23 protein-coding genes are annotated in these 22,441 nt (G+C 63.5%); 2 read left to right on the plus strand and 21 right to left on the minus strand.

From position 1 onward, the window contains the following. Nucleotides 1-24 precede the first annotated feature (24 nt). The 7 genes from PVE35_RS16610 to ccmA all read right to left on the minus strand — a co-directional run bounded on the left by PVE35_RS16610 (nucleotide 25) and on the right by ccmA (nucleotide 5,351). Nucleotides 25-567: a DsbE family thiol:disulfide interchange protein gene (locus PVE35_RS16610; RefSeq protein WP_268178215.1), complete on the minus strand. Its 543-nt coding sequence runs from the start codon at nucleotides 565-567 to the stop codon at nucleotides 25-27. Continuing rightward, nucleotides 564-2,534, minus strand: coding sequence for a heme lyase CcmF/NrfE family subunit (locus PVE35_RS16615; RefSeq protein ID WP_277372426.1), 1,971 nt, complete (start codon nucleotides 2,532-2,534; stop codon nucleotides 564-566). The genes PVE35_RS16610 and PVE35_RS16615 overlap by 4 nt, the downstream gene beginning before the upstream one ends. Beyond that, complete coding sequence (gene ccmE / locus PVE35_RS16620; protein WP_277372427.1) at nucleotides 2,531-3,019, minus strand: cytochrome c maturation protein CcmE; 489 nt, start codon at nucleotides 3,017-3,019, stop codon at nucleotides 2,531-2,533. The genes PVE35_RS16615 and ccmE overlap by 4 nt, the downstream gene beginning before the upstream one ends. Then, nucleotides 3,016-3,192 (minus strand): heme exporter protein CcmD, encoded by a 177-nt coding sequence (ccmD, locus tag PVE35_RS16625; protein ID WP_268178218.1) that lies wholly within the window; start codon nucleotides 3,190-3,192, stop codon nucleotides 3,016-3,018. Before ccmD ends, ccmE begins: the two co-directional genes overlap by 4 nt. Next, a complete protein-coding gene (locus PVE35_RS16630; protein ID WP_268178219.1) occupies nucleotides 3,189-3,944 on the minus strand; it encodes a heme ABC transporter permease in 756 nt (251 codons plus the stop codon). The genes ccmD and PVE35_RS16630 overlap by 4 nt, the downstream gene beginning before the upstream one ends. A 94-nt stretch (nucleotides 3,945-4,038) precedes the next feature. After that, nucleotides 4,039-4,710 (minus strand): heme exporter protein CcmB, encoded by a 672-nt coding sequence (ccmB, locus tag PVE35_RS16635; protein ID WP_268178220.1) that lies wholly within the window; start codon nucleotides 4,708-4,710, stop codon nucleotides 4,039-4,041. Beyond that, entirely contained in the window at nucleotides 4,707-5,351 is a 645-nt protein-coding gene (gene ccmA, locus PVE35_RS16640; protein WP_268178221.1) for a cytochrome c biogenesis heme-transporting ATPase CcmA, read from the minus strand. The genes ccmB and ccmA overlap by 4 nt, the downstream gene beginning before the upstream one ends. Nucleotides 5,352-5,585: 234 nt before the next feature. On the opposite strand from ccmA, the gene PVE35_RS16645 reads away from it, so the two are divergent. Next, nucleotides 5,586-7,130 (plus strand): flagellar hook-length control protein FliK, encoded by a 1,545-nt coding sequence (locus PVE35_RS16645; RefSeq protein WP_277372428.1) that lies wholly within the window; start codon nucleotides 5,586-5,588, stop codon nucleotides 7,128-7,130. Continuing rightward, nucleotides 7,127-7,474 (plus strand): EscU/YscU/HrcU family type III secretion system export apparatus switch protein, encoded by a 348-nt coding sequence (locus PVE35_RS16650; RefSeq protein WP_268178223.1) that lies wholly within the window; start codon nucleotides 7,127-7,129, stop codon nucleotides 7,472-7,474. Before PVE35_RS16645 ends, PVE35_RS16650 begins: the two co-directional genes overlap by 4 nt. Before the next feature lie 715 nt (nucleotides 7,475-8,189). On the opposite strand, the gene PVE35_RS16655 is transcribed toward PVE35_RS16650, so the two are convergent. The 14 genes from PVE35_RS16655 to flhA form a co-directional block, all read right to left on the minus strand. Continuing rightward, the gene (locus tag PVE35_RS16655) at nucleotides 8,190-8,609 is read right to left on the minus strand and encodes a DUF2802 domain-containing protein (RefSeq protein ID WP_277372429.1); all 420 of its coding nucleotides are present in this window, start codon (nucleotides 8,607-8,609) and stop codon (nucleotides 8,190-8,192) included. A gap of 3 nt (nucleotides 8,610-8,612) precedes the next feature. Beyond that, on the minus strand, nucleotides 8,613-9,092 hold the full coding sequence (locus PVE35_RS16660) for a chemotaxis protein CheW (protein WP_268178225.1): 480 nt from the start codon (nucleotides 9,090-9,092) through the stop codon (nucleotides 8,613-8,615). Between the two features lie 95 nt (nucleotides 9,093-9,187). Beyond that, nucleotides 9,188-10,039, minus strand: a complete 852-nt coding sequence (locus tag PVE35_RS16665; protein ID WP_268178226.1) for a chemotaxis protein CheW — start codon at nucleotides 10,037-10,039, stop codon at nucleotides 9,188-9,190. 84 nt (nucleotides 10,040-10,123) lie between these two features. Beyond that, nucleotides 10,124-10,912 (minus strand): ParA family protein, encoded by a 789-nt coding sequence (locus tag PVE35_RS16670; protein WP_277372430.1) that lies wholly within the window; start codon nucleotides 10,910-10,912, stop codon nucleotides 10,124-10,126. 82 nt (nucleotides 10,913-10,994) lie between these two features. After that, a complete protein-coding gene (gene motD / locus PVE35_RS16675; protein WP_277372431.1) occupies nucleotides 10,995-11,810 on the minus strand; it encodes a flagellar motor protein MotD in 816 nt (271 codons plus the stop codon). Between the two features lie 12 nt (nucleotides 11,811-11,822). After that, on the minus strand, nucleotides 11,823-12,563 hold the full coding sequence (locus PVE35_RS16680; protein ID WP_277372432.1) for a flagellar motor protein: 741 nt from the start codon (nucleotides 12,561-12,563) through the stop codon (nucleotides 11,823-11,825). Nucleotides 12,564-12,588: 25 nt separating this feature from the next. Further along, nucleotides 12,589-13,710 carry a chemotaxis response regulator protein-glutamate methylesterase gene (locus tag PVE35_RS16685; protein ID WP_268178230.1) on the minus strand — a complete coding sequence of 374 codons (1,122 nt, stop codon included), beginning with the start codon at nucleotides 13,708-13,710 and terminating at the stop codon, nucleotides 12,589-12,591. A gap of 43 nt (nucleotides 13,711-13,753) precedes the next feature. Then, the gene (locus PVE35_RS16690; protein ID WP_268178231.1) at nucleotides 13,754-16,018 is read right to left on the minus strand and encodes a chemotaxis protein CheA; all 2,265 of its coding nucleotides are present in this window, start codon (nucleotides 16,016-16,018) and stop codon (nucleotides 13,754-13,756) included. Between the two features lie 11 nt (nucleotides 16,019-16,029). Further along, on the minus strand, nucleotides 16,030-16,818 hold the full coding sequence (locus PVE35_RS16695) for a protein phosphatase CheZ (protein ID WP_268178232.1): 789 nt from the start codon (nucleotides 16,816-16,818) through the stop codon (nucleotides 16,030-16,032). Nucleotides 16,819-16,837: 19 nt separating this feature from the next. Continuing rightward, a complete protein-coding gene (locus tag PVE35_RS16700) occupies nucleotides 16,838-17,212 on the minus strand; it encodes a chemotaxis response regulator CheY (protein ID WP_169968482.1) in 375 nt (124 codons plus the stop codon). 100 nt (nucleotides 17,213-17,312) lie between these two features. Further along, complete coding sequence (gene fliA, locus PVE35_RS16705; protein WP_268178233.1) at nucleotides 17,313-18,059, minus strand: RNA polymerase sigma factor FliA; 747 nt, start codon at nucleotides 18,057-18,059, stop codon at nucleotides 17,313-17,315. Then, a complete protein-coding gene (gene fleN, locus PVE35_RS16710) occupies nucleotides 18,056-18,886 on the minus strand; it encodes a flagellar synthesis regulator FleN (RefSeq protein ID WP_268178234.1) in 831 nt (276 codons plus the stop codon). The genes fliA and fleN overlap by 4 nt, the downstream gene beginning before the upstream one ends. Nucleotides 18,887-18,975: 89 nt before the next feature. After that, nucleotides 18,976-20,289 (minus strand): flagellar biosynthesis protein FlhF, encoded by a 1,314-nt coding sequence (flhF, locus tag PVE35_RS16715; RefSeq protein ID WP_277372433.1) that lies wholly within the window; start codon nucleotides 20,287-20,289, stop codon nucleotides 18,976-18,978. Between the two features lie 11 nt (nucleotides 20,290-20,300). After that, nucleotides 20,301-22,430, minus strand: coding sequence for a flagellar biosynthesis protein FlhA (flhA, locus tag PVE35_RS16720; RefSeq protein WP_277372434.1), 2,130 nt, complete (start codon nucleotides 22,428-22,430; stop codon nucleotides 20,301-20,303). Nucleotides 22,431-22,441: the final 11 nt, after the last annotated feature.

Consider the following 22,441-nt stretch of genomic DNA (forward strand, 5'->3'; position numbering starts at 1 on the left):
CAGCATGATCGAGCGCAGTAGTTTTCATGGTGCCTGTGCCTCGTCGACCAGTTCTCGATAGATCGGCGCCAATTGTTCGCGCCAGATGCGCTCGTCGATGGCGCCGACGTATTTGTGGCGGATGATGCCCTTGGCATCGATGAAGAAGGTTTCCGGCGCGCCGTAAACCCCCAGATCCAGGCCCAAGGTACCCTTGGCATCCTCGATGTTGAGCTGATATGGGTTGTGCAAGTCGCGCAGCCACTTCTGCGCAGGCTCACGTTCATCCTTGTAGTTGATGCCATGAATGACCACGCCAGCTTCGGCCAGCTTGTTCAGCACCGGATGCTCATGGCGGCAGGATGGGCACCAGGTGCCCCAGACATTGACCAGAGCCGGCTTGCCCTTGAGGTCGTCCTGGGTCAGGGTGCGCGATGGATCGGTCACCGACGGCAGACTGAACGCCGGGAACGGCTTGCCGATCAGCGCCGATGGCAGCTCGGAGGGATCGAGGAACAAGCCGCGATAGAGGAATACGGCCATCGCCAGAAAAGCCAGCAGCGGCAGCAGCAATAACAGGCGTCTCATGCAGTAGCCTCCATGCCCAGCGCTTCACGCACCCGGGTTCTGACCTTGATCCGATAACGCTTGTCGGCCGCGGCGAGGAAACCGCCGAAGGCCATCAGCAGGCCGCCGAGCCAGATCCAGCGCACGAAGGGCTTGATATGGATGCGCACGGCCCAGGCGCCCTGCTCCAACGGCTCGCCGAGGGCGACGAACAGGTCACGGGTGAAGCCGGCGTCGATGCCCGCTTCGGTCATGGTGGCCTGCTGCACGGTGTACAGGCGTTTTTCCGGGTGCAGCACCTTGATCTGCCGCTCGCCGTCGAAGACACGCACCGTGCCCTTGTCGGAAATGAAGTTGGGGCCTTCGTGGTGCACGGCACCGTCGAACTGGAAGCGATAGCCGCCCAGCTCCACCGAATCGCCCGGCGCCATGCGCAGGTCACGCTCGTAGCTGCCCAGGCTGGTGAGCACCACGCCGAGGGCGCAGAAGGCGAAGCCGAAATGTGCCAGTTGCATGCCCCAGTAGCTGCGGCCCAGGCTCGGCAAGCCCTTGAGCAGGCCCTTGTGACGGGTCTTGTCGAGCACGTCGCGCACGCCAGCCAGAACCACCCAGAAGGCCAACAGGCAGACGGCCAGCACCGCCCAGTGGAAATCGCCGTGGAGGAAGGTGGCGATCACGGCCAGCACCACGCTGGCCACCAGTACCGGCGTCAGCATGCCGACCAGCCATTTCAATGGAGTGTCCTTCCAGCGCACGATCACGCCAACGGCGATCACCGCCATCAGCAGTGCCATCAGCGGCAGGAACAAGGCGTTGAAGTAAGGCGGGCCGACCGACAGCTTGGCGCCGAAGAGAATATCCAGCATCAGGGGGTAGAGGGTGCCGAGCAGGATCACCGCCGCCGCAACCATTAACACGATATTGTTGACCAGCAGCAGCGTCTCGCGCGACCACAGGCCAAAGCCCACCTGGCTCTTGACCACAGGCGCGCGCACCGCGAACAGCACCAGAGAGCCACCCACAACTAAAAACAGGAAGGCGAGGATGAACACGCCGCGCTCCGGGTCGGTGGCGAAGGCATGCACCGAGGTCAGCACGCCGGAGCGCACCAGGAAGGTTCCCAGCAGGCTGAGGGAGAAGGCAGCGATGGCCAGCCATACCGTCCAGCTCTTGAACACACCACGCTTCTCGGTCACGGCCAGCGAGTGAATCAGCGCGGTGCCCACCAGCCAGGGCATGAACGAGGCATTTTCCACCGGATCCCAGAACCACCAGCCGCCCCAGCCCAGTTCGTAGTAGGCCCACCAGGAACCGAGGGCAATGCCGATGCCGAGGAAGGCCCAGGCGACTATGGTCCAGGGCCGCGACCAGCGCGCCCAGGCGGCGTCCAGCTTGCCGCCGAGCAACGCGGCGATGGCGAAGGCGAAAGCGACGGAGAAACCGACATAGCCCATGTACAGCATCGGCGGATGCACGATCAGGCCGAAGTCCTGCAGCAGCGGGTTGAGGTCGCGACCGTCGACCGGCACGTTGGGCAGCAGGCGCTCGAAGGGGTTGGAGGTGATGATCAGAAACAGCAGGAAGCCGACGCTGATCATGCCCATCACCGCCAGCACGCGAGCGAGCATTTCCTCCGGCAGGTGGCGCGAGAAGATCGCCACGGCGAAAGTCCAGCCCCCCAGGATCAGCGCCCAGAGCAGCAAGGAGCCCTCGTGCGCGCCCCATACGGCACTGAACTTGTAGAACCAGGGCAGCGCCGTGTTGGAGTTGTGCGCCACGTAGGCCACGGAGAAATCGTCGACCATGAAGGCGTAGGTCAGACAGCCGAAGGAGAACGCCAGGAAGGCAAACTGCCCCCAGGCCGCCGGTTGCGCCAGGCTCATCCACTGGTGGTCACCGCGCCAGGCGCCGATCAGCGGCAAGGTGGCCTGCACCAACGCCAGGCACAGGGCCAGAATCATTGCCAGTTGGCCCAGTTCAGGGATCATTGCGCGTTCTCCTGCTGGTAACTCTGCTTGCCGGCGGTCGCGGCATCGTGTTTCTGCTTCATCCCGCTCTTTTCCAGCGCCTGCATCACTTCCGGCGGCATGTAGTTCTCGTCGTGCTTGGCCAGCACCTCGTCGGCCACCAGCACACCCTGCTCGTTGACCCGGCCGAGGGCGACGATGCCCTGCCCTTCGCGGAACAGATCCGGGAGGATGCCGTGGTAGCGGATGGTCACCTCATGGGCGCCATCGGTGACCACGAAGTCCACTTCCAACGAATCGGCCGAGCGCTTCACCGAGCCCTCCTCGACCAGGCCACCGGCACGGATGCGGGTGCCTTCCGGCGCTTCGCCATTGGCGATCTGCGTCGGGGTGTAGAACAGGTTGATGTTCTGCTGCAACGCACTGAGCGCCAGCGCCACGGCGATACCTACGCCGCAGAGGATGGCCAGAACGATGTACAGGCGTTTCTTGCGAACCGGATTCACTTGGACTTCTCCCGGCGCAAACGACGCGCCTCGTCTTGCAGATAACGGCGGCGCGCCAGGATCGGCAGCGCCACATTCAGCAACAGAACCACCAGGCTGATGCCATAGGCGCTCCACACATAGGCACCATGGGTGCCCATGGCGAGGAACTCGGCAAACGAGGAAAAGCTCATGCGCGGCCCTCCACCAGGTTCTGCACTTCGCTCTTCACCCAACTGCTGCGCGATTCGCGCTTGAGCACTTCAAGACGCATGCGATAGAGCAGCACGGCGCCGAAGAAGCAGTAGAAGCCCAATACCGCGAGCAGCAGCGGCAGCCACATTTCCACCGGCATGGCCGGCTTCTCGGTGATCTTGAAGGTGGCGGTCTGGTGCAGCGAGTTCCACCATTCCACCGAGTACTTGATGATCGGGATGTTGACCACGCCGACGATGGCCAGCACGGCGCAGGCCTTGGCGGCGCTGTCGCGGTTGCTGATGGCGTTGCCCAGGGCGATGACGCCGAAGTAGAGGAACAGCAGGATCAGCATGGAGGTCAGGCGCGCGTCCCACACCCAGTAGGTGCCCCAGGTCGGCTTGCCCCAGATGGCGCCGGTGATCAATGCGATGAAGGTCATCCAGGCGCCAATGGGCGCAGCCTGCTGCAGGGCGACGTCGGCCAGCTTCATCTTCCATACCAGCCCCACCAGGCCGGCGACGGCGAGCATGACGTAGATCGATTGCGCCAGGAACGCGGCCGGCACATGGATGTAGATGATGCGGAAGCTGTTGCCCTGCTGGTAGTCCGGTGGCGCGAAGGCCAGGCCCCAGACCAGGCCTGTGATGATCAACAGCACGGCGGCGACGCTGAGCCAGGGCAGCCAACGACCGCTCATCTCATAGAACCACTTGGGCGAACCCCATTTGTGAAACCACGTCCAGTTCATTCGCTCGACTCATCATCTACACGTAGCCCGGAGGAACTCCGGGGAGGCTATCGAGAGCTCCCGGATTGCATCCGGGCTACATCACGGTTCGTTCTTATTCACCGACGCTGATGGTCAGGCCGGCGGCAATCGCAAAAGGTGTCAGGGTCACCGCCAGGGCAGTGAGGCTCGCCAGCCACAACAGGTGGCCGCTCGCCGGCAATCCTTGCAGGGCCGCCTGCAACGCCCCGCTGCCGAGAATCAGCACCGGGATGTACAGCGGCAGAATCAGCAGCGCCAGCAGCAAACCGCCGCGCTTGAGACCGACGGTGAGCGCCGCGCCCACCGCGCCAAGCAGGCTCAGCACCGGAGTGCCGAGCAGCAGGGAGATCAGCAGCACCGGCAGGCAACGCCCGGGCAAGCCGAGCATCAGCGCCAGCAGGGGCGCCAGCAATACCAGGGCCAGGCCGCTGAACAACCAGTGTGCCAGCACCTTGGCCAACACCAGAAGAGGCAGGGGGTGCGACGAAAGGACCCACTGTTCCAGCGAGCCATCCTCGAAATCACTGCGAAAAAGCCCATCCAGCGAGAGCAGCACGGCCAATAGCGCCGCCACCCAGACCAGGCCGGGGGAAAGGGTTTGCAACAATTGCGTCTCCGGCCCCACCGCCAAGGGGAACAGGGCGATGACGATGGCGAAGAACACCAGCGGGTTGGCCAGGTCGGATGGGCGACGGGCCAGCAGGCGCATCTCGCGGCTGAGCAATTGCGTGAAGACGTTGCTCATGCGGCGTGCTGCCCCAGATCGAGTTCGCGATAGGTGGCCGGCTTGTGCTGCAGGCTGTGATGGGTGGTCAGCACCACCACGCCGCCACGCTGGCAATGGCTGGCCAGGTGCGCTTCGAGTTGTGCCACGCCATGTTTATCCAACGCGGTGAAGGGTTCGTCGAGCACCCACAGCGGCGGCGTATCGGCCAGATACAAGCGCGCCAGAGCCACACGGCGCTGTTGGCCAGCGGACAGGGTGTGGCAGGGCACGTCCTCGAAACCGCGCAGGCCGACGGCCTCCAATGCCTGCCAGATCGCCTCACGGCTGGCTGGGCGATGCAGCGCGCAGAGCCAGGCCAGGTTCTCCTCGGCCGTCAGCAAGCTCTTGATGCCAGCGGCATGGCCAATCCACAACAGGTTGCGCGCCAGTTCGCTGCGCTGCTCGGTGAGCGCCCGTCCCTGCAGCAGGATGTCCCCGGCAGTCGGCTGACGCAGCCCGGCGATCAGGCGCAGCAAGCTGGTCTTGCCACTGCCGTTGGGGCCACTGATCTGCAGCATGTCACCGGGCTCGAGACGGAACGCCAGGTGCTCGAAGAGCATGCGCCAATCCCGCTCACAAGAGAGCGCCACGGCTTCGAGAAGAGGAACGGAAGAGGTCATCGATACCTGGCAGGGTTCAAGTCGGCGATGGTTCGGCCGCTATACTGAGGCGTGCCGGAAGCGCTGTGCGCAACGGGGCGGCATTATACATGTCACGGCACGGCACCCGCAGTCAGCATTTTCGACAGGGTGTGAATCGAGTAGGGTGAACCCGGTATCGTGCCCCCTGCAAACAGACGAACCAGCCGCAGAGCGTACTTGCGTAGCAGTACGCCACCCGACACCTGAGAGCCCATGAGCGAGATCAGCAGCCCACGCCCGCTTCCCCCCTCCCCGCCACCGATTCGCAGCAGCGCGACGGCGGCGGACATGGCCGTGCGCCTGCTGCAGCCGTTGGAGGGCATGCTCGCCGCCGGGGAAAGCGCCAAGGCCGAAGTGGTGGCCGTGCGCGAACAGGCGCAGAGCTTCCAGTTGCTGCTGAAACTGACCCTGGAAGGTGGCAAGCAGACCACCCTGCAAGCCGAGAGCCCACGCCCGCTGGCCCAGGGCAGCGCTCTGGTGGTCACCGCGCTGTCCGATACCCGTCTGGCCCTGGCGCTGCAAGCCGGGGGCGACAAAGCACTGACCAGCCTCGACCTGCAACAACTGCCTCTCGGCACTCTGGTGCAGGGCAAGGTGATCAGCCGTGAGCCCTTGCCTCTGCCCGCGCAGAACGCCCAGCAGGTCTACCGTCTGCTGGTCAATCTGCTCAACACGCCGCTGGCCGGCAGCAAGCTGGCCGTCGACAGCCCCATGCCATTGCCAGTCGGCAGTCTACTCAGCGCTCAGGTGCAAGGCAGCCAGAGCCTGAGCTTCCTGCCTTTGAGCGGCCGCCTGGATCAACTGGTGCTGGGCCAGCAACTGGCCGCCCAGCAGAACCGCCAGGGATCCCTGGAGGGCCTGTTCAAAGGCTTGCAGAATCTGGCCGGTGGCGACGAAAGCCTGCGCACCAGCATCGACAAACTGCTCGGCGCCCTGCCCAGCAGCGACCAACTCAGCACCGCCAAAGGCCTGGCCAAAGCCCTGGAAAGCAGCGGCGCGCTGCTCGAAGCCAAACTGCTGCATGGCCAGACTAGCGCCCTGCCACAGGATCTGAAGGCCAACCTGCTGCGCCTGATCGCGCAGATGCTGCCGCAAACGCCGGGCGGCGCCGCCACCCTGGCCGGGCTGCAGGGCGCCATCACCCAGAACCTGCCCGCCATGGCGCGACAGATGCTGGGAATCAACAGCAGCGGCAGCTCGGCGCGCCAACAGGCGCTGAGCTTCCCCCTGCCCTCGCGCCTGCTGCAGAACATGGAAGAAGGCGAAGCCGACCTGGAGGCTCTGCTGAAATTGGCCGCCGCCGCCATTTCCCGCTTGCAGACCCACCAGTTGTCGAGCCTGGCGCAGACCCAGGTGGATGCCAACGGCAACCTGCTGACCACCTGGCAACTGGAACTGCCCATGCGCCACCAGCAGGAGATCATCCCGCTGCAGATCAAGCTGCAACGCGAAGAAGGCAATGCCAAGGGGCAGAAGAACGAACAGAAGGAAACCCTCTGGCGCATCGACCTGGCCTTCGACCTGGAACATCTGGGCCCGCTGCAGGTACGTGCGCAATTGTTGCGCGGCAGCCTGTCCAGCCAGCTATGGGCCGAGCGGGCCGAGACCACGGCGCTGATCAACGCCGAGCTGGGCAACCTGCGTGAGCGCCTGCAGGCTGCCGGCCTGGAAGTCGGTGAACTGGCCTGCAGCCAGGGCATGCCGCCTCAGGGGCCGAAGACCTCGCTGGAACAACGCTGGGTGGATGAAACCGCATGAGCCGCAAACAACAACCTGCCGCTCGCCAGGCCATCGCCCTCAACTACGACGGGCAGAGTGCGCCGCTGCTCAGCGCCAAGGGTGACGACGAACTGGCCGAAGCCATCCTCGCCATCGCCCGCGAATACGAAGTGCCGATCTATGAGAATGCCGAGCTGGTGCGTCTGCTGGCACGCCTGGAGCTGGGCGACGCCATCCCCGAATCGCTGTACCGCTGCATCGCCGAGATCATCGCCTTCGCCTGGCACCTCAAGGGCAAGACGCCACCAGGTTTCCAGGCGCCAGAGGACGAGCGCGACGTCACCCCTCCCCTGCCCCGCCTTTCTGGCCCGGCGCCCGAATAAGTGAATATTGGTTCTTCGCATTTTTGGGGGAATGCTTGGTTGACACCGGGCTGGCGAGTTTGTGTGAGTGCTTGTTCGGGGGCTTGTTCCGGATTGCCGCGTTTTTGTTGATGTTTTTTGTTTCGCCCTCCCGGGCGAGTCACTTTGCGGGCAAAGTAACCAAAACCTTCCGCCCGATCATCCGGCCCTCGCTGCGCGAGGGTTCGCTCACTCCATCGCCGCTCCAGAGGCCCGCCACGGTGGGCCATCCATGGCCCATCGTGGCTCTCGCGACATCCATGTCGCTCAACCTCTTCCACGACGACTCCGTTCGCCCTCCTGAGCGGGCTCTGCACGCGCCTGAACCTGCGGTAACCCAGAAATAGTGCGGAGTACCTGAGCATGGGTCAGCCTTAGGGCTGACCTGAATGCCGGCTGCAAGCCGGCAAGCGATCCAAGCGCATGAAACTGCGCGAATGAAAGTATTGGTTTAACTCGACGACCCAGCAGCGACGTCACAATCACTAGAGCACGCCGAGCAACCTATGGAATGCCCACTCGTTCAGGCGCGCTAACGATTTCAAAGAAAAGTGAGTCGCCCGAGGGGGCGAAACCCGGAGTCGCTGAAAACACCCAAAGCGGCGCCCAGAACACCAACACAAGACAACACAAACTTGCCAGTCCAGTGTCAATACTATTTTCCCCGAGACTCCACGAAGAACCTAAATATTGGGAGTTACGACTGCTTGCTGCGTGGTTGGTGCAAGCGGCTGATCAGCTCGGCCTCGGCCTTGCTCAGGCCACAGGACTGGGTGAGGTCATCGACGCTGGCGCCCATCCCCACCAGGCGCGCCGCCTGGGTGAAGGACAGGCTGTTGGGGTCGCGCTGTTCGATCTGGCTGACCTTGTCCGGCAGCGGTGCCACCACACGACGCAGCTCGTGCAGTTCCTCACCCATGCGGATGCTGCCGGTCAGGTAGGCGTCCAGGCGCTTGGTCAGCTCGCGAATCCGCGCATCGCGCACGGCGTCGCGCTTGGCCTGCTCCACCAGCAAACGCTGCTGACTGCGGTACAGGCCGTTGCAGACGATGCCCAATGCCACACATAGCAGCGCCACCAAGGCCAGGGCCGCAGCGAGCATGGCGAACTCGGACATGGCTCAGATGCTCTCCAGCTCCGACCACTCTTCCTCGGACATCATCTTGTCCAGCTCGACCAGAATCAGCAGTTCGCCGTTCTTGTTGCACACGCCCTGGATGAACTTGGCCGTCTCGTCGTTGCCAACGTTCGGCGCCGTCTCGACTTCCGATTGGCGCAGGTAGACCACCTCGGCGACGCTGTCGACCAGGATGCCCACCACCTGCTTGTCGGCCTCGATGATGACGATACGGGTGTTATCGGTGACCGGCGCCGAGCCCAGACCGAAGCGCTGGCGGGTATCGATCACCGTGACCACGTTGCCGCGCAGGTTGATGATGCCCAGCACGTAGCTCGGTGCACCCGGAACCGGCGCGATCTCGGTGTAGCGCAGGACTTCCTGCACCTGCATCACATTGATGCCGTAGGTCTCGTTGTCCAGGCGAAAGGTCACCCACTGCAGAATCGGATCTTCGGCACCTTGTGCAGAACTTTTCTTCATGTCCCTAGCCTCGTCAAAAACCGCTCAGTGCGGCACGCGCGGTTGAACCCGCTTGTCATTAACTATAGAGCCCGTTTGCCCGGACTCACCAATTCTCAGTGTGCTTTTGTGCCGGCCATGCTTTTGACGGCACCACTGGCGATCAATTCGGCTAGGGCCTCGACGTCGAGCAAGGCGCACATCTGCTCGATCACCGTGCCCGCCAGCCAGGGGCGTTGCGTGCGCTGACTGCGCCACTTCACCTCGCTGGGGTCGAGGCGGATCGAGCGGCTGACCTGATGCACCGCCAACCCCCACTCATAGCCACCCACCGAAATCACGTACTGCAGGCCTTCACGGAAGTCGTCACGATAGCGGTCAGGCATTACCCAGCGCGCCGTATCCAGCACCTTGAGGTTGCCGGACTGGCCGGGCAGTAGCCCGAGAAACCAGTCCGGCTGGCCGAACAACGGGGTCAGCTCCTGGCCCTCGAGCGGGTAGATCGAACCCAGGCACACCAGCGGCACAGCCAGGGTCAGACCAGCGACATCGAACAGCAGGCACTCGAACGGTTCCTCGGCCCAGGCCGGCCTGCCATCGAGTGAAGGGCCAAGCGGCGGCGTGGGAGCTTCGCCTTGAGCCGCACTCACCGGCGGTGCCAACTCGATCACTCGCGCAGGCGCCTGCACCTCGGGCTCCACGGGTACCGAGCGCACCTCGGGCACGACCGCTGCTGGCTGCGCCAGTGGCTCGACGGGCGCCGGCTTCGCCAGCGGTTCGACCAGCACGGGCTTGGCCACGGGCGGCACCATGCGGGCATCGCGTATCTGTTCTTCGAGCACGGCAGCCTCGAACTCGTCGAGGCTGACGGACATTTCCAGCTCGACGGCGGCTTCCTGCAGCAAACCGTCGAGGTAGGACTGCAGGGCCAGTTGCGAGCGCGTAGCGGTGGCGAGGGGACGACTCATGGATGGATCCCGTGATGAAAAGCTGTACAGCTTATCGGCCGCACAGTGACCCGGCTTGAGTGCAGTTCAGCATAGACCGGCATTTCAGGCTACCTGCGCGGCGGGCTGATGGTTCAGCAGATGCTTGAGCAGCGCGCGATAGGCGATCACGCCACGACTGGTGGGGTCGAACTGCGACGGCGTGCGGCCTGCACGACTGGCATCACGCAGACGGGTATCCACCGGTACGTAAGCCGGCCAGAGGTTGTCGGGATAGGTGTTGCGCAACAGCTTCAGGGTACTCATCGAGGCCTGGGTACGCCGGTCGAACAGGGTCGGCACGATGGTATAGGGCAGCGCCTGCTTGCGCGAACGGTTGATCATGGTCAGGGTGGTGATCATCCGCTCCAGGCCCTTGACCGCGAGAAACTCGGTCTGCACCGGGATCACCAGTTGCTGACTGGCGGCCAGGGCGTTGACCATCAGCACGCCGAGCAGCGGCGGGCTGTCGATGATGGCGTGGTCGAAGTCTTCCCAGAGCTGCGCCAGACTCTTGGCGATGACCAGGCCGAGGCCACTCTGTCCAGGCGACTGGCGCTCCAGCGTGGCCAGGGCGGTGCTCGACGGCAACAGGGCGATGTTTTCGTGGCTGGTGCCATGCAGCAGTTGCCTGGGCAAGCCCTGCGGCACGTTGCCCTGATGCAGGAACAGGTCGAAGCAACTGTGCTCCAGTGCATCGGGATCGTGCCCGAAGTAACTGGTCATGGATCCATGCGGGTCGAGGTCGACGACGATCACACGCTTGCCGGCATCGGCCAACAGGCCAGCCAGGGCGATGGACGTGGTGGTCTTGCCGACACCACCTTTCTGATTGGCTACTGCCCAGACTTTCATGTTCTCTCATCCTCCCGGCGCGACGCGTTGAAGCCGAGAATGGCTGTCACCGCTACTGCACGGTGACCGATAAATTGACGGCTCACGGTTGCGAGGCCCCCTGCCCTGGCGCTATAGCAGGTTGCGTGCCAGCTCCGCCTTGCTGCGCCGCCGTACTGCCGCTGTTGCGGCGATTGTCCAGATCACGCGAGATTACCAATACCACACGACGGTTACGCGCACGCCCCTCGGGCGTGGCGTTGTCGGCGACCGGCTGGTACTCACCATACCCCACTGCAGACAAACGTGCAGGGTTGACACCATCCATGGCCAGCATACGCACGATGCTGGCAGCGCGTGCCGCAGACAGCTCCCAGTTGGTGGGGAACTGGCTGGTCTGAATCGGCAGGTTATCGGTGAAGCCTTCCACCTTCACCGGGTTTTCGTAGGGCGCCAGAATCTTGGCAACCTTTTCGATGATGTCGAACGCCTTGTCGTTGGGCAAGGCATCGCCGCTGGGAAACAGCAGGCTGGAGCTCAACTCGATCTCGATCCACATCTCGTTGCCGCGAATGGTCAACTGATCGCTCTGCAGCAGATCGCCAAAGGCGCTGCGCACGCTGGAGGCGATGCTGCGCAGGGTGGTGTCGGTCATCTCGCTGTCGTCGTCCGGCGTGTCGTCCTGCGCCTGGGAACTGCGCGGGCGCTCCTCGCCGACGGGGATAGGCTTGACCGAACGGTCCGGCTGGTTGAACACCCCGGTCAGGGAGTCCGACAGAATCTTGTACTTGCCTTCGTTGATCGAAGAGATCGAATACATCACCACGAAGAAGGCGAACAGCAAGGTGATGAAGTCGGCGTAGGACACCAACCAGCGTTCGTGATTCTCGTGTTCTTCCTGATGCCGTCTGCGCGCCATGCCATGCCTCCATCAGTCCATGAAGCCTTGCAGCTTCAGCTCGATGGAACGCGGATTCTCGCCTTCGGCAATCGACAGGATGCCCTCCAGGAGCATCTCGCGATAACGCGACTGGCGCAGCGCGATGGACTTGAGCTTGTTGCCCGCTGGCAACAGCAGCAGGTTGGCAAAGCCCACACCGTAGATGGTCGCCACGAAGGCCACGGCAATGCCGCTGCCGAGCATAGCGGGATCAGCCAGGTTGCCCATGACGTGAATCAGCCCCATCACCGCACCGATGATGCCGATGGTCGGCGCGTAGCCGCCCATGCTCTCGAACACCTTGGCCGCCTGGATGTCGCGCGCTTCCTGGGTGTAGAGATCGACTTCGAGAATACTGCGGATGGCCTCCGGCTCGGCGCCATCGACCAGCAGTTGCAAGCCTTTGCGCGCATAGGCATCGGGCTCGGCGTCAGCCACCGCCTCCAGGCCGAGCAGGCCCTCCTTGCGCGCCACCGTGCTCCATCCGACGACGCGCTCGATACCGCCGAGCAGGTCGATGCGCGGCGGGAAGAAGATCCAGCGCAGCACACTCATCGAGCGCTTGAAGACGTTGATCGGCGTCTGCAGGAAGGCAGCCCCCAGGGTACCGCCGATGACGATCAGCGCTGCAGGGCCATTGAGCAGCGCCGAAGCATGCCCACCTTCGAGGTAGTTGCCGCCGAGAATGGCGACGAACGCCAGGATGACGCCAATGAGGCTCAGAACATCCATGCAGGCTCGCCCGCATCAAGCATCATCACTGACAGGCCTCGGTCAGGTGGCGACCGATCTCGTCGAGGTCGTAGACCGCATCGGCCAGATCGGCCTTGACCACCGCCATCGGCATGCCATAGATGACGCAACTGGCCTCGTCCTGAGCCCAGACCTGACTGCCACTCTGCTTGAGCAGACGCGCGCCCTCGCGACCATCGGCACCCATGCCGGTGAGCACCACGGCCAGCACCTTGTCATGGAAGGACTTGGCAGCCGAACCGAAAGTGATGTCGACGCAAGGCTTGTAGTTGAGACGCTCGTCACCCGGCAGGATTCTCACCGCGCCGCGGGCATCGACCATCATCTGCTTGCCGCCCGGCGCCAGGAGCGCCAGGCCAGGGCGCATGATGTCGCCATCCTCGGCCTCCTTGACCTGGATCCGGCACAGCTTGTCCAGGCGCTCGGCGAAGGCCTTGGTGAAGGCCGCCGGCATGTGCTGGATCAGCACGATGGGGGCCGGAAAATTGGCGGGCAATTGAGTCAGCACCCGCTGCAGGGCCACCGGCCCGCCGGTGGAGGTGCCAATGGCCACCAGTCTGTAGGCCTTGCGCTTGGGCGCAGCAGAATGCCCACCAGTTGCCGAGGTACGCACGGGCGCTGTGGGAGCCGGTGCCGGTACCGGCCGGGCAGGCGCGGCTGGGCGCGGCTGGGCCGGTGCGGGTGTAGCAACGGCTGTCGGCGCCACGGCTGCGGAGCTGAAACGACGATTGCTGCGCGCGATGGTGTGCACCTTCTCGCAGAGCATCTGCTGAACCTTCTGCGGGTTGCGCGAGATGTCCTCGAAATTCTTCGGCAAGAAGTCCACCGCCCCCGCATCCAGCGCATCGAGGGTGACCCGCGCGCCTTCATGAGTCAGCGAAGAGAACATCAACACCGGGGTCGGGCAACGCTGCATGATGTTACGCACGGCCGTGATGCCATCCATCATCGGCATCTCGTAATCCATGGTAATCACGTCCGGCTTGAGAGCCAGCGCCTGATCGATCGCTTCACGCCCGTTGGTGGCCGTACCCACTACCTGAATGCTGGGGTCGGCGGACAGAATTTCCGTAACACGCCGGCGAAAGAAGCCGGAGTCGTCCACCACCAGAACCTTGACAGCCATACACTCTCCTAGACGACGCGGGCACGGCCCGCGCCGCGAACCATCAGAAACGTCGAGCGTAGCGCTTGAGCATGCTCGGAACGTCGAGAATCAACGCGATGCGGCCATCGCCCGTGATCGTGGCACCGGACATACCCGGGGTGCCCTGGAGCATCTTGCCCAGCGGCTTGATCACCACCTCTTCCTGGCCGACCAACTGGTCGACGACGAAGCCGATGCGTTGGCTGCCCACGGTGAGGATCACCACATGGCCCTCACGCTGCTCCTCCTGGAACGCCTGCGGTACCAGCCAGCGCTTGAGGTAGAACAGTGGCAGAGCCTTGTCGCGCACGATCACCACTTCCTGACCGTCGACCACGTTGGTGCGCGACAGGTCGAGGTGGAAGATTTCGTTGACGTTGACCAGCGGGAAGGCGAAGGCCTGGTTGTCCAGCATGACCATCAGCGTCGGCATGATCGCCAGGGTCAGCGGCACCTTGATGATGATCTTCGAGCCCTGGCCCTTCTGCGAGAACACGTTGACCGTGCCGTTGAGCTGGGAAATCTTGGTCTTGACCACGTCCATGCCGACACCACGGCCGGACACGTCGGAGATCTCGGTCTTGGTCGAGAACCCCGGGGCGAAGATCAGGTTGTAGCACTCGAACTCGTTGAGGCGATCGGCCGCATCCTTGTCCAGCAGCCCTTTCTCCACGGCCTTGGCACGCAGGATGTCGGCATCCATGCCCTTGCCGTCATCGGTGATCGACAACAGGATGTGGTCGCCTTCCTGCTCGGCCGACAGCACCACGCGACCAGCACGGGCCTTGCCCGCCTTCTCGCGCTCTTCCGGAGTTTCCACGCCATGGTCGACGGCGTTGCGCACCAAGTGCACCAGCGGGTCGGCCAGGGCCTCGACCAGGTTCTTGTCGAGGTCGGTTTCCTCGCCTACCAGCTCGAGGTTGATTTCCTTCTTCAGGTTACGCGCCAAGTCGCGCACCAGGCGCGGGAAGCGGCCGAACACCTTCTTGATCGGCTGCATGCGGGTCTTCATCACCGAGGTCTGCAGATCCGCCGTGACCACATCGAGGTTGGACACCGCCTTGGACATGGCCTCGTCGCCACTGTTGAGCCCCAGGCGCACCAGGCGGTTACGCACCAGCACCAGTTCGCCGACCATGTTCATGATCTCGTCCAGGCGCGCGGTATCGACCCGCACGGTGGTTTCGGCCTCACTGGCGGGTTTCTCGGCAGCAGCGGGCGCTGCCGACGCACGAGCAGCGGCGGGCTCACTCTTGGCGGCGGGCTCGACCTTGGCAGCAGGCTTGGCCACGGGCGCCACAGGCGTTATCGGGGCAGGCTTGGCCGGTTCTGGCTTGCTTGCCGCAGGAGCAGGCGCCGATACGGGGGGCGGCACGAACTTGCCCTTGCCATGCAGCTCGTCGAGTAGCGACTCGAATTCACTGTCGGTGATCTCGTCGCTGGCTGGGGCTGCCGGCACAGCCTCGCTGGCCGGAGCCGCAGAACCACTGGCCGGTGCGGCTGGCGCAGCGAACTGCCCCTTGCCGTGCAACTGATCGAGCAGTGCCTCGAACTCGTCGTCGGTGATTTCATCACCGGCAGGCTCGTTTGCTGGCGCACTGGCAGCCGCGGCGGCTGGCGCAGTTGCGGCTGCCGGTGCGGAGAACTGGCCCTTGCCGTGCAACTGATCGAGCAGCGACTCGAACTCGTCGTCGGTGATTTCATCGCTGGCACTCGAGGCGGCTGCCGGCGACTCGGCAGCCGCCTCCTCGCCCAGGGCATCGAGCAACTGGGCGAACTCGCTGTCGGTGATATCGGAAGAGGCCGGCGCCGCTGCGACAGGCTCGGGCTCGGGTTCCGGCTCAGGTTGCGTCACCTCTTCGACGGCAGCAGCGGGGCCGGCCGCCTGCTCGGCACCGGCTGGCTCGGCCAGGCGTGCCAGTGCCGCCAACAGCTCGGGCGAGGCCGGGGTCAGCTCGGTACGCTCACGTACCTGGTTGAACATGCCGTTGACCGCATCCAGCGCAGCCAGCACCACGTCCATCAGCTCGGCATCGACGCGGCGCTCGCCCTTGCGCATGATGTCGAAAACGTTCTCGGCAATGTGGCAGCACTCCACCAGCTCATGGAGCTGGAGGAAGCCCGCGCCACCCTTGACGGTGTGGAAGCCACGGAAGATGGCATTGAGCAGGCTCATGTCATCCGGTCGACTTTCCAGTTCGACCAACTGCTCGGACAACTGCTCGAGAATCTCTCCGGCCTCTACCAGGAAGTCCTGGAGAATCTCTTCATCGGCGCCGAAGCTCATGGGGGTGCTCCTTAGAATCCAAGACTGGACAGCAGGTCGTCGACATCGTCCTGACTGGAGGCGACATCATCACGCTTATCGGCATGAATCTGCGGACCTTCACCATGAGATGGCGCTTTCTGTTTCTGTTGTTCGGCACGCAGTACTTCGTGGTCATGCTCGATGCCGGCGAAGCGATCCACCGAGCTGGCCATCAGTACCAGCTTGAGCAGATTGCTCTCGACCTCGGTAACCAGTTGAGTGACACGCTTGATCACCTGACCAGTGAGATCCTGGTAGTCCTGCGCCAGCAGGATGTCGTTGAGATGGCTGGACAACTTGTTGCCATCACGCTCGCTGCGCGCGAGGAACAGCTCGATGCGCTTGGCCAGCTCACGGAAACCGTCGGCACCGATTTCACGGCGCATGAAGCGGCCCCACTCGGCACCCAGGCTCTGCGCTTCATCGGCCAGGTCATTGACCAGAGGCGCGCTCTGCTCGACCAGATCCATGGTGCGGTTGGCCGCCCGCTCGGTCATGGTGACCACGTAGTTCAGGCGCTCGGTGGCGTCGGCGATCTGCGACAGCTCCTTGGCATGCGGCATGCGTGGATCGAGCTGGAAATTGACGATGGCATTGTGCAGTTCGCGGGTCAGCTTGCCGACTTCGTGATACAAGCCACGGTCACGAACCTTGTTCAGTTCGTTGATCAGTTGCACCGCATTGCCGAAATTGCCTCTTTCGAGGCTATCGACCAATTCGCGGGCATTTTTCTTCAGGGACGACTCGAGTTCGCCCAGTGTGGAATCATCGTGTTCCATAGCACCCTCGCGGCCGACATCAGCCGTTGACCCGCTCGAAGATCTTCTCGATCTTTTCCTTCAGCACCTGGGCGGTGAAGGGTTTGACCACGTAGCCGTTCACACCGGCCTGAGCGGCTTCGATGATCTGGTCACGCTTGGCCTCGGCCGTGACCATCAACACCGGCAGATGCTTGAGGCGCTCGTCGGCGCGCACCGCGCGCAGCAGGTCGATGCCGGTCATGCCGGGCATGTTCCAGTCGGTCACCAGAAAGTCGAAGCTGCCGCTTTGCAGCATGGGCAACGCCGACGTACCGTCATCAGCCTCCGCCGTGTTGGTAAAGCCCAAATCACGCAAGAGGTTCTTGATGATCCGTCGCATCGTCGAGAAATCGTCAACGATGAGGATTTTCATGTTCTTGTCCAAGTCGACCTCCGTACAGTCCCAAACGTATTGCGCTTGCAAATACGCCTTCTAATCGTGAAACCGGCCCAGCAATATCGTTGCTTCTGCCTCAACCCGCCCGCCATTCCATCAGGCGCGAGCGCAAACGCGCCGCACACTGACTATGAATCTGACTGACTCGCGACTCACTGACGCCAAGCACTTCACCGATTTCCTTCAGGTTCAGTTCTTCATCGTAATACAGCGCCAGCACCAGACGTTCACGCTCCGGCAAGCCGGCAATGGCGTTGGCCAAAGCCGCCTGGAAACGTTCATCTTCGAGATCCCGCGAAGGTTCGAGGTGGGTGTGCCCGGCTTCTTCATGCAACCCGCCGTGTTCGCCGTCCTGCAGCAGGTCGTCGAAACTGAACAGGCGGCTGCCCAAAGTGTCGCCAAGGATGCCGTAGTAATCTTCCAGACTCAATTGGAGTTCGGCCGCAACCTCGTGATCTTTAGCGTCTCGCCCCGTTCTGGCCTCCACGGCGCGGATCGCATCGCTGACCATGCGGCTGTTGCGGTGCACCGAACGCGGCGCCCAATCCCCCTTGCGCACCTCGTCGAGCATGGCGCCACGGATGCGAATACCGGCGAACGTCTCGAAACTGGCGCCCTTGCTGGAGTCGTATTTGCGTGAGGCTTCGAGCAGGCCGATCATGCCGGCCTGAATCAGGTCGTCGACCTGAACGCTGGACGGCAAGCGCGCCAACAGGTGATAGGCGATGCGCTTGACCAGCGGCGCGTAGCGCTCGATCAACTGATACTGGGAATCCTGCGCCTGAGCCTTGTTGTACATACGAAGTCCAGAGGCTGCTGTCATACGGCCGAATCTGCAGTCGGTTGTTTCACCAGGCGCTCGACGAAGAACTCCAGATGACCGCGCGGGTTGGCTGGCAAGGGCCAGGTGTCGACCTTCTGCGCGATCGCCTTGAACGCCAGCGCACACTTGGAGCGTGGAAAGGCCTCGTAGACGGCGCGTTGTTTCTGCACCGCCTTGCGTACGCATTCGTCGTAGGGCACGGCACCGACGTACTGCAAGGCGACATCGAGAAAACGATCCGTCACCTTGGTCAGCTTAGCAAAGAGATTGCGACCTTCCTGCGGACTGTGCGCCATGTTGGCCAGAACGCGGAAACGGCTGATGCCATGGTCACGGTTGAGCAGCTTGATCAGGGCGTAGGCGTCAGTGATCGAGGTGGGCTCGTCGCACACGACGACGAGAATCTCCTGAGCCGCGCGAACGAAGCTGACCACCGCATCGCCGATGCCGGCAGCGGTATCGATCACCAGCACGTCGAGGTTCTCGCTGATGTCGCTGAAGGCCTGGATCAGGCCGGCATGCTGCATCGGTGACAGGTTGACCATGCTCTGCGTACCGGACGCTGCCGGCACGATGCGAATGCCACCAGGCCCTTGCAGCAGTACTTCACGCAGCTCGCACTCACCGGCGATCACGTCGGCCAAGGTGCGCTTGGGGGTCAGCCCCAGCAACACGTCGACATTGGCCAGACCCAGGTCGGCGTCCATGAGCATGACTCGGCGACCGAGATCGGCCAGGGCCATGGACAGATTCACCGACACGTTGGTCTTGCCGACGCCACCCTTGCCGCCGGTCACCGCGATCACCTGTACGGGATGCATACCCATGTTCTCTACACACCTTGTCTAACTTCGACTTGGCCTAGCGGCCGTTAGTCCCTGCGGAAAAAACGCAGGGCTTGCAACACTTTAGCGCGTCAGCCGACTCGCCGCGCGGTTCCTTGATAAAGACCGGCGAACAATTGCGCCATGGCATCCTCGCTCGGCTCTTCGGCGGCTTGCAGACTCACGGCGCGGCTGACCAACTGATGGCTACGCGGCACCTGCAGGTCATCCGGAATACGTGGCCCATCAGTGACATAGGCTACCGGCAGACGCTGGCCTATGGCCAGGCCCAAAACCTCGCCCAGGCTCGCCGCCTCGTCCAGCTTGGTCAGTATGCAGCCGGCAAGACCGCAGCGCTTATAACTATGGTAGGCCGCTTTCAGCACTTGGTTTTGACTGGTAGCAGCCAGAACCAGATAATTTTTTGCCTTCAGTCCACGTGCGGCCAGGCTCTCGAGCTGCAGGCGCAGGGCCGGGTCATTGCTTGGCAGGCCGGCGGTATCGATCAGCACCACGCGTTTCTTCGCCACAGGCGCCAGGGCTTGCAGCAGAGACTGCCCTGGGTCGACCTGAGTCACCGAGACGCCAAGGATGCGCCCCAGGGTCTTGAGCTGCTCCTGCGCGCCGATGCGGTAACTGTCCATGCTCACCAGGGCGACCTGCTGGGCGCCATGCTTGAGCACGTAGCGCGCCGCCAGCTTGGCCAACGTGGTGGTCTTGCCCATGCCAGCCGGGCCGACCAGGGCGATCACCCCGCCCTCTTCCAATGGCTCGACCTTGGGCGTCTTGATCGCATGGGCCAGGTGCGCCAGCATCATGCGCCAGGCCTGGCGCGGCTCGTTGATGGTGTTCACACGCTCGAGCAGCAGTTGCGCCAGGTCGGCCGACAGGCCCATGCGTTGCAGGCGGCGCCACAGGTTGGCCTGCTGTGGGCGACGGTTCTGCATCTGCCCCCAGGCGATGCTGCCCAGTTGCACTTCGATCAGCTCACGCAGGCCGTGCAGCTCGAAGCGCATGGCGTCCAGCGCGCGCGGATCGACACTCGGAGCAGGTGCAGGCTTTTCCGCCAGCGGGCGCTGCGGTTTGACCGGAGTGACCGGCAACTCCGGCGCCACCAGCGAGTCATTGGCAAAAAGTTGACGGTCTTTCAGGGCATCTTCTTCGCCACGGGTGGCCAGCTCGGCCTGGGCGTTGGCGATGCGTGCCTGGGTCTTGCGCAGCTCGGCCTCCAGGGCCGGATTCGGCCGCACTGGCGTAGGCGTGACCTGATAGTCCAGCGCAGCGGTCAGCTCGACGCCACCGGCCACACGACGGTTGCCGATGATGGCAGCGTCGGCGCCCAGCTCATCGCGCACCAGTTTCATGGCGGTTCGCATATCGGCAGCGAAGAAGCGTTTGACCTGCATGACCCTTTACCTCAGTTCTGGCCCACAGTGGCGACTATGGTGACCTGCTTGTTGTCCGGAATTTCCTGGTAAGCCAGCACGTGGATGCTGGGTACTGCCAGCCGCGCGAAGCGCGACAGCATCGCCCGGATCGGGCCGGCCACCAGCAGGATCACCGGTTTGCCGAGCATTTCCTGGCGCTGCGCCGCATCCACCAGGGAACGCTGCAGCTTGTCGGCCATGCCAGGTTCGAGGAGGATGCCATCCTCACTGCCCTGACCGGCCTTCTGCATACTGTTCAGCAATATCTGTTCCAACCTGGGCTCGAGGGTGATCACAGGCAGCTCGGGCTCAAGCCCGACGATGCCTTGGACGATTGCACGGGCCAGCGAGACGCGCACTGCCGCCACCATCGCGGCGGGATCTTGACTCTTCGGTGCGACGTTGGCGATGGCCTCGGCGATGGTGCGGATATCCCGTACCGGCACCTGCTCCTGCAGCAGCGCCTGCAGCACCTTGAGCAGCGTGGACAGCGACACCAGCCCCGGTACCAGTTCCTCGGCCAGCTTCGGCGAGCTCTTGGCCAGCAATTGCATGAGCTGCTGCACCTCCTCGTGCCCCAGCAACTCGTGGGCATGCTTGTGCAGGATCTGGTTGAGGTGAGTGGCGACCACGGTACTGGCATCGACCACGGTGTAGCCGAGCGACTGCGCCTGGTCGCGCTGGCTGGGGTCGATCCAGACCGCCTCCAGGCCGAATGCCGGATCCTTGGCGGCAACCCCGTTGAGCGGGCCGAACACCTGCCCTGGGTTGATCGCCAGCTCGCGATCCGGGTAGACCTCGGCTTCGGCGACGCTGACACCCATCAGGGTCAGACGGTAGGCGTTGGGCGCCAGGTCGAGGTTGTCGCGGATATGCACCGAGGGCATGAGAAAACCCATCTCCTGCGATAGCTTCTTGCGAACCCCCTTGATCCGCGCCAGCAACTGCCCGCCCTGGTTGCGGTCGACCAGCGGGATCAGGCGGTAGCCCACCTCCAGGCCGACCATGTCCACCGGGGTGACATCGTCCCAGCCCAGTTCCTTGACCTCCTGGGCCTTCTGCGCCGGCAGCAGCTCCTGCTGGCGCTGCACTTCCTTGACTTCCTCTTCCTTGACCTTGCGGTTCTTGTGCGCAATCCAGTAGGCGCCGCCTGCCGCTACCAGGCCCAGGCTGATGAAGGAAAAGTGCGGCATGCCCGGCACCAGGCCCATGGCGATGAGGATGGCCGCGGCCACCGCCAGCGCCTTGGGCGAGGCGAACATCTGCCGATTGACCTGCGCGCCCATGTCTTCGGAGGTGGATACGCGGGTCACCATCACCGCGGCGGCGGTGGACAGCAGCAACGAGGGAATCTGCGCCACCAGGCCGTCACCAATGGTCAGCAGGGTATAGACCTTGCCCGCTTCGGCGAACGGCAGGCTGTGCTGCAAGACACCGATGGCGATACCGCCGATGAGGTTGATGAAGAGGATCAGCAGGCCGGCGATGGCATCGCCACGGACGAACTTGCTGGCACCGTCCATGGAGCCGTAGAAGTCGGCCTCCTGGGCTACCTCACTACGACGCTTCTTGGCTTCGACCTGGTCGATCAGGCCGGCGTTGAGGTCGGCGTCGATGGCCATCTGCTTGCCGGGCATGGCGTCGAGGGTGAAGCGCGCACTGACTTCGGAGATACGCCCGGCACCCTTGGTGACCACCACGAAGTTGATGATCATGAGGATGGCGAAGACCACGATACCAACCACGTAGTTGCCGCCGATCACCACCTCGCCGAAGGCCTGGATCACCTGCCCCGCCGCGCCATGCCCCTCGTGGCCGTTGAGCAGCACCACCCGGGTCGAGGCCACGTTCAGCGCCAGGCGCAGCAGCGTGGCGGCCAGCAGGATGGTGGGAAACACGGCGAAATCCAGCGGCCGCAGCGCGTAGATACTGACCAACAGCACCACGATCGACAGCGCGATACTGAAGGTGAACAGCACGTCGAGCAGAAATGCCGGCACCGGCAGCATCACCATGCCGAGCATCACCAGCAGCAGCAATGGAATACCCAGGTTGCCCTGGCGCAGGCCCGCCAGATTACTGCGAACATCACCGATGATTTGTGCGCGATCTACTGCCACTTGCCTACCCC

Origin of the sequence: Pseudomonas sp. AA-38 (assembly GCF_029457475.1) — a bacterium.
Classification (GTDB): Bacteria; Pseudomonadota; Gammaproteobacteria; order Pseudomonadales; family Pseudomonadaceae; genus Aquipseudomonas.